Consider the following 6288-nt stretch of genomic DNA (forward strand, 5'->3'; position numbering starts at 1 on the left):
GGCTGGTCAGGTGGTTAGAAGTACAAGCCCCTGGCTTTAGACATGGGGTTGGTTTCTACGGAGTCCCTGACGGTTTTTCCTACAGGTTGATGGCTACCCTCAGTCTACATGCTCTTGTGCGTGAAAGACATGCTACCCTCAATCATCTTTGAGGTCTGAAACGTTCTTAAACCATCCCCGACGCCAGAAAAAGCAAATCAGCACTGTGGCGATCGCAACCATCAACACCCACACTGCCGGATATCCCCAGTACCAATTCAATTCTGGCATATTCCACGGCGATACCTCGGGATTAAAGTTCATTCCATACACCCCTACAATAAAGGTTAGGGGAATAAAAATGGTCGAAATGACTGTGAGCAATTTCATCACTTCATTCATTTTGTTGCTCACCGCTGACAAATACACATCCATCAACCCGCTGGCTAACTCTCGGTAGGTTTCTACCATATCCAAAACTTGAATCGTATGATCGTAACAGTCTCTCAGATAAATGCTCACCTCTTCTCCAATCAGCGGACTCCCTTCGCGAATCAATTTGCTAATTGCATTGCGCTGCGGCCAGATGGAGCGCCGCAGGTATAGCAACTCTCGGCGTAATTTGTATATTTTACCTAAAGTGTGAGTTGTGGGGTTGAGTACCACTTCGTCTTCTAAGTCTTGAATCCGCTCGCCATATGCTTCCAAAACGGGGAAAAATCCATCGATTAGGGCGTCTAACAAAGCATATGCCAGATAGTCGGCTCCATATTTGCGAATGTTGCCTTTGTTCGTGCGAATGCGATCGCGCACCGGCCCGAAACAATCGTGTTCGGGTTCTTCCTGTACGGTTAGCAGGTAATGTTTACCCAACACAAAGCTCACTTGTTCGGACATAAAATATTCTTCGTCGGGATCGGGCCGCTCTTCTTTGAGCATCACCATCCGCGCAATAATCACTTGCTGCGACTGATAATCTTCTACTTTCGGTCGTTGGGGAACATTGACAATATCTTCTAGCAGTAGCGGATGCAATTCAAACACTTTCCCCAACCGCTGCAAAATATCCTCACTTCCCAACCCCTGCACGTCTATCCAAGACACTGACTGCTTATCTAAATACGGAATACAGGTTTCTGGGCTACCCAACTCTACCCGGGTGGCTTTGCTGAAGTTATAGTCGATTAATATCAGTGTCGGCGGTGACGCATCGGACTCAATACTAAGGGTTCCCGGCATACTCCCGGGTTCGTCGTAGAAGTAATCCACATAGGATTCTTCTTCCTCTTCGTGGCGATCGCCTGGAGCAACCACTTCAGACGTCGTAAATTCTCGTTCTATCATGGGGTTGAATGCAACAACAACTATCAACAGCGATTTTAAGTAATTTTTACGCGAATTGTCTTCTGTGACCGAGAACTTCCCTCTGTAGAGCGATCGCCCTGACCCCTCTTGCCTAAGATTTTATTTGTTTCCCGCCTGTTTAAAACACTGGCTTTTTACCCCTGTACTTTTCCAGGATAAACTTGCTAGCCATCAAACCTTCTTTTTTCTTCTATGGTGCCCGGTCGATTGCCTCCAAAAAGCTTGCGATTGAAATACCACCCGCCGTAACTACATCTGCCTACGCAGACAATTTTTTTAACAGCGATTCTCCCGGATCCCATCGGAGTGCAAATCGATCGCAGCCTCCCGGTCAATCGCCAGTTAACAATCGGAAATTGCCCTAAGACCCCCGCCACCTAAATCCGGATTTTACAGCTCAACGCTTCAGAGGTAACGGGAGTTTCAGAATCGCGGCGATCGCCAGCGGGGGGTTCTTGCACCCTCATGGGCAGATAAACCGTAAAAGTCGAACCCACTCCCACTTCACTTTCTACCATGATATCGCCCCCCATCATCTGACAGAACAGGCGGCTAATCGCCAAACCCAAACCGGTGCCGCCATACTGGCGAGTCGTGGATGCGTCAGCTTGCATAAACGCTTGGAATAAATGTTCCACCTGTTCTGGCGTCATGCCAATGCCAGTATCGCGGACGCGAAAGACGAAAAACTGCTCCTCTAAACTCCCATCCGATTGATTTTCATCCATCAAGATTTCATGTTGACTTCTCGGTTCGCGGGTGACACTCAGAGAAATTGTGCCTTGTTGAGTAAACTTAGCGGCGTTGCTCAACAAATTGAAAAGCACCTGTCGTACCTTAGTCAAGTCGCCGTACATGGTGCCCAACTCCCCGTGGCAGTTAACCACCAACTGATTCAAATTTTTTTCCACCAAAGGTTGAGTGGTTCCGCGCACTTGCTCGATTAACTTCGGCAACTCGAAAGACTCCAGAAATAGCTGCATCTTGCCCGCTTCAATTTTTGAATAATCTAAAATATCGCCGATAATCGAGAGTAAATGCTTGCCTGCGGAATTAATCGATCCCAGATCGGCGATAAACTCCGCATCGGAAATGCCGAGATCCACCGCATCTTCTTGCAGCAGTTCGCTATAGCCGATAATCGCATTTAACGGCGTGCGGAGTTCGTGACTCATATTGGCCAAAAAGGTACTTTTCGAGCGATTGGCCGCTTCTGCCGCCAGTTTGGCTTCGTAGAGTTGTGCTTCGGTTTGCTTGCGTTCGGTGATATCGCGCACCAAGATGCAATTGTACTGCTGAGCGTTGTATTCCAAATAATTCACCGTACTTTCCACAGGGAAAATCCGGCCATCTTTGGATTGGTGGCGAGATTCTAGAGTAAACGAGCCAAGTTGTTTGATTTCATCCCAGTAATCGGCCCACAAATGGGGTGGAAAATCTGGATTAATATCGTGAAGCGTCATCGAAATTAGTTCTTCGCGCGAATACCCTAAAGACAAACAAGCGGCATCGTTGACGTAAAAAAACTGCGCTTGGGAATCCACCCAAAAAACCGCATCGGCAGCGCGATTGAGGGAAAATTGAGTAAATCTGAGAATGTCTTCGATTTGCTCGCGGTGAGCTTGTTCGGCTTCCAAGGCGAGGGTCATTTGCTTGAGGGAGTCCGATTCTAGGACCGGGGCGATCGCGCGCATCCAGACTAGAAATTCATTCTCCTCGCAGGGGACGATTTGTACTTGGTATAACTGGCAGCGGCGGGGGCGGGGTGCAGGGGGATCTGGGGGAAGGGATTCTGGAGAGGGGGATTCTGAGGGGCGATCGCCACTCGGGAGTTCTAGCTCAAACGATTGTACGCTGTTTGTTTTTCCGGAGAGTTTGAAGTAGTGCCGAGTCAGCTTGGCAACCTCGGGAGGCCAAATATCCCACCATTTTTTGCCAATAATAGGGCGATCGCCATTATCTGACCATAACCGTTCGTTTTTTGGCGTTTTGAACTCGAGGCAGGTGCCATCTTCCCTCAAGCAGAACAGGATATCGGGAATTGCCTGTAACAGTGCGTTTGCTCGGCTGGGTCTTGCCCAGAAACTGGCTTGTCGGTCTTCCCGTTTGAGGGGGGTGAGGAGGAGATGTTCTGACGAGGGGGCAGGTTTGTGATTGTGATTTGGGGGAACTGCGGGGCGTGCATCCCGGGAAAAAGCGATTGCATCGGCGTGGCGATCGCCTGCGGTTTTTTTCCACCCCTTCCTTGAATCCGTGGCATTGCTGTGGGGGGGGTCGAGTTTGACAATCTGGCTAAATAAAATCAAGCCCCCAACTTTACCACTGGGGTGATGCCAGGGACGAATTTCGCCTTCAATCCAAGCAATCGAACCATCACTGCGGCGGAGGGGTTCGGGTTCCCAGCGCGCGATCGCACCTTGCAGGGCATGCGCGTGCATTCCTTGCCACCGTTGAAGTCTGACCATTTCCCCCTCCCCTTGCCTTGCCACCTTCGGGGTAAATCCCACCCCGCCATGATGGTTGCCTGTGGTTTTTGCCTTGATGCTTTTTTCCTGGAGAAACGGAAACAGTTCAGAATGAGAGCGGCCAATGAGCGAGGTGGCGCAGAGTTGATAATCCATCGCCCACTGACGAGTGGTAAGCAGGTAGCGCATCTGGTCGTCAACCATCGCGATCGCGGCAGGTGCTTGTTCCAAAAACAGAGCGAACAGTTCGCTATTGTCTACGGCGGACATGGCGGTATTTCCAAAAAATCTCATCACGATCGAGCATCAATTAAGGTGGAATCGGACACTGCAAAGGTTCCGAAGAAGAAGGGGGGGGGGACAACAATACCGGGCTAGGGTGCAATATTCTAAAGCAGAAGCGTTGCAAGGGTTAGATTCCAGATGCACGTTTTCAAACAGAAGAATGCAACGTTCAGTTTGCACGGGATGGAGGTGCGCGATTTTTGCAGGCGCGAATTGGGAGTAATTGCCACATTTTACAACGGCTTCATGCTGCTTTGGCGGCAAAAAGGGACAATTTGCCCCGGAGAGCGGAATTATCTTTCCCCAAGCAGCACAGTCTGACGAGTGTCTGGCGGCTGGCTGATTTGGGGGCGGGTTGTTCACTTGATGTTCGTGACGTTGGTGTTGGAGAGGGCGGTGGCGCGATCGCCAACCCATTACCCCCAACCGTAGAACATCAGTTTCCCGAATCTGGTAGGAGCAATTGAAACCGCTAGCTAGATAGGCCAGTATAATCCCCCAGGAAAACAATTCATTGATTTTATAATTCCCAAAATCAGTTGTCAACCAAAAAAATTGACATTATGGCGATGGATAAAAACGATAAACTCCCTTTTGGTGTAAACCAGAAGGGAGTTGAGTGGGGCAAATAGGCGCTCCTTTGAGCTGGAATTGCAGCGCGAGTGCAATGGTTGATTGGTGAAGCGATCGCCGGTTTTAATCGGACTGGAGATAAAATGTGAAACATGAGCGTTACCGTTTAAAAGCAACCACTATTCTGCCTGTGTGCAGGCAGTGCTACGAGAGCGCTCGGGGAATCGCCAGAGGTTTTTGGGGTGCGGCGTGCTGTTTGAGGGATTGTTTTGCCATTGCGATGGTATGGGGAAACACACCCACTAACATAGCCAAGGCTTCACTGGGAAGATTCGCAACAGTTTTACCGTCAAAGGATTGCGCGAACAGGTGCAAAATTTTTTGCGCTCTGTGCAGGGGAACCAACTCCATCAAAGGCTGTTGAATGGAGTTAAACCATTCTTGGCGCTGTCGATAGGCTTGCTGACGTTCCTGGTGCGACTCTGGATAAATCAATGCCACATCGCCCACCGCAATCGTGCGGACGCAATCGAGGTCAAACATACCGCCCACTGCCGCTCCCGGACCGGCGAACTCGGCATGATGGGCTTTGCATAGAATCAGACCGCCCTGCCGATTTGGATCGACCCTCAACAGTTGCCCACTTTTCAACTGCGAGAGCACAGCGGTGGATCGAGAGGAAACAGAAGATGGACTGTCGTCTTGTAACATAGTGTCTATAATTTTAGCCCTACGATTATACTATTGCACGGTTTGGGTAGTAAAACTGCGATCGCGATTCGAGCGCATAGTGACAAACGACACAATTGAGTGCGATCGCGATCGACCAAAGCTGCGATCGTCATCACACCCGAGCGGCGATCGCCCGAGAGCGGGGGGCCATGTGGGTGAGTGAACCCGTACCGAGTTAGGGGCGTTTTCTGCCCGTAGCGGCCAGAAGGGGGTCGCTACAATGAAGACAACTGACACCCGGATGGGCAAGCGAAAATCCTGATGGAGGCGATCGTTTTTCAGCGCTACCCAGTTTCCGACTAAAGGAGGCTAACCTTGATTTTAATGAGCTACTGGCTGATTGGGGGCACAGCAGGAGCCTTAATCGGCGTAGCATTAGCGGCACTCACCAACATTGGCTCTTGGTACTATTGCGATCGCATTGCCTTAGCGGCATATGGTGCCCAGCCCGTCTCTCAGGCGAAGGCACCGCAACTCCATCAAATGGTACAAAACCTCTGCTACCGCGCCTGGTTGCCAATGCCCGCGATTTATATCGTCCCCAGTCGCTCTCCCAATGCCTTTGCCATCGGTCGAGACCCGGAACATGCAGCCGTAGCCGTTACCGAAGGCATTATCGACCTCCTGCCCCCGGACGAACTCGAAGCGGTAATTGCCCACGAATTGAGCCATATCAATAACCGCGACACCCTAACCCAAGCCGTAGCGGCAACCATCGCCGGTGCCATATCCTTCTTAGCGCAGATGGCATTTTGGTTCGCACCCGGAGGCGGCGATGATGACGGTCTCAACCCTTTGGTGCTGCTCTTAACCTTTTTAGCTTCTCGGCGGGAAGCCCCGCGCTCTACCCGTGCTTGGTGAGCGTCGGGATGAGAGCCAGGGGAAATGG

General features: G+C 50.7%; 5 protein-coding genes. 1 reads left to right on the forward strand and 4 read right to left on the reverse strand.

From position 1 onward, the window contains the following. Nucleotides 1-138: 138 nt before the first annotated feature. From corA to LKK83_RS25715, 4 genes are all read right to left on the reverse strand, one after another. On the reverse strand, nucleotides 139-1323 hold the full coding sequence (gene corA, locus LKK83_RS25700) for a magnesium/cobalt transporter CorA (RefSeq protein WP_324634305.1): 1185 nt from the start codon (nucleotides 1321-1323) through the stop codon (nucleotides 139-141). A 398-nt stretch (nucleotides 1324-1721) separates the two neighbouring features. Further along, nucleotides 1722-4103: a PAS domain-containing sensor histidine kinase gene (locus LKK83_RS25705; protein WP_324634308.1), complete on the reverse strand. Its 2382-nt coding sequence runs from the start codon at nucleotides 4101-4103 to the stop codon at nucleotides 1722-1724. 768 nt (nucleotides 4104-4871) lie between these two features. Beyond that, the gene (locus tag LKK83_RS25710) at nucleotides 4872-5300 is read right to left on the reverse strand and encodes a hypothetical protein (RefSeq protein ID WP_324634306.1); all 429 of its coding nucleotides are present in this window, start codon (nucleotides 5298-5300) and stop codon (nucleotides 4872-4874) included. 108 nt (nucleotides 5301-5408) lie between these two features. Next, nucleotides 5409-5636 carry a hypothetical protein gene (locus LKK83_RS25715; RefSeq protein ID WP_324634307.1) on the reverse strand — a complete coding sequence of 76 codons (228 nt, stop codon included), beginning with the start codon at nucleotides 5634-5636 and terminating at the stop codon, nucleotides 5409-5411. Between the two features lie 87 nt (nucleotides 5637-5723). On the opposite strand from LKK83_RS25715, the gene LKK83_RS25720 reads away from it, so the two are divergent. Continuing rightward, nucleotides 5724-6260 (forward strand): M48 family metalloprotease, encoded by a 537-nt coding sequence (locus LKK83_RS25720; RefSeq protein WP_324634309.1) that lies wholly within the window; start codon nucleotides 5724-5726, stop codon nucleotides 6258-6260. Nucleotides 6261-6288 lie beyond the last annotated feature (28 nt).

This window comes from Phormidium sp. CCY1219 (genome assembly GCF_035615515.1).
Taxonomy (GTDB): Bacteria; Cyanobacteriota; Cyanobacteriia; order Cyanobacteriales; family Laspinemataceae; genus CCY1219.

Excerpts from the sequence above, each read along its gene's own strand:
- corA (WP_324634305.1), bottom strand. The coding sequence starts at position 1,323 with ATGATAGAACGAGAATTTACGACGTCTGAAGTGGTTGCTCCAGGCGAT.
- LKK83_RS25705 (WP_324634308.1), bottom strand. The coding sequence starts at position 4,103 with ATGAGATTTTTTGGAAATACCGCCATGTCCGCCGTAGACAATAGCGAA.
- LKK83_RS25720 (WP_324634309.1), top strand. The coding sequence starts at position 5,724 with ATGAGCTACTGGCTGATTGGGGGCACAGCAGGAGCCTTAATCGGCGTA.